General features: G+C 43.3%; 1 protein-coding gene. It reads right to left on the bottom strand.

The window, feature by feature from the left end:
- The coding region (locus tag C7D53_RS21075) for a hypothetical protein (protein WP_162926242.1) at window positions 1-218 on the bottom strand (218 nt) is incomplete at its 3' end.
- Window positions 219-577 lie beyond the last annotated feature (359 nt).

The following is a 577-nucleotide window of genomic DNA, read 5'->3' as shown; positions in this document are numbered from 1 at the left end:
GCGTCCCCAATCCAGGTCCACCCGCTTCCCGATCCCTGCTGCGGGGTAACCGTTGCTATCAGGGCTATGGAAGATGTCGTATATATAAATATAGATTGTGAACACCCACCCACATTCACCAGTGGCAGGCCCTTGCCCCAATCCAGGATGGTAAGGATGATATCCTGATAAGGTAGGAGAGGAGGGGTTGCCAACCTTTCTATATAATGTATAGGCATGTCTTCCATCACCCATTATTCATTATTAATGTCCCTCCTCCCCATCTCCCAAACATTTGTTTAAAATATTTCCCGCTGCCTACCAGCTACTTATAAAAAAAACATGAACAAAATATGAACTTTATGTTAAATAAACTTGCGGGTTATGGTATAAGTTTCTATCTTTGCCCCACTGAAAACGAGAGTGGATCAGTAGCGCAGAAGAGCCTTTTGATAGGCAGAGACATTATAGACTACCATGGAGGCAAGCTAAAAAAAAACCTTCAACTTTTACACTGTAGGGGTTGCGAGATAAAAAAGAGTTTGTATCTTTGCAGTCCCAATAAAATGGGAGCGCAGGGGTAGGATGATTGAGGTGT

Origin of the sequence: Chryseobacterium aurantiacum (assembly GCF_003020585.1) — a bacterium.
GTDB classification, from domain to species: Bacteria; Bacteroidota; Bacteroidia; order Flavobacteriales; family Weeksellaceae; genus Chryseobacterium; species Chryseobacterium aurantiacum.
Note: the sequence above shows the minus strand (reverse complement) of the source record. Positions and strands in the feature narration are given on the sequence as shown.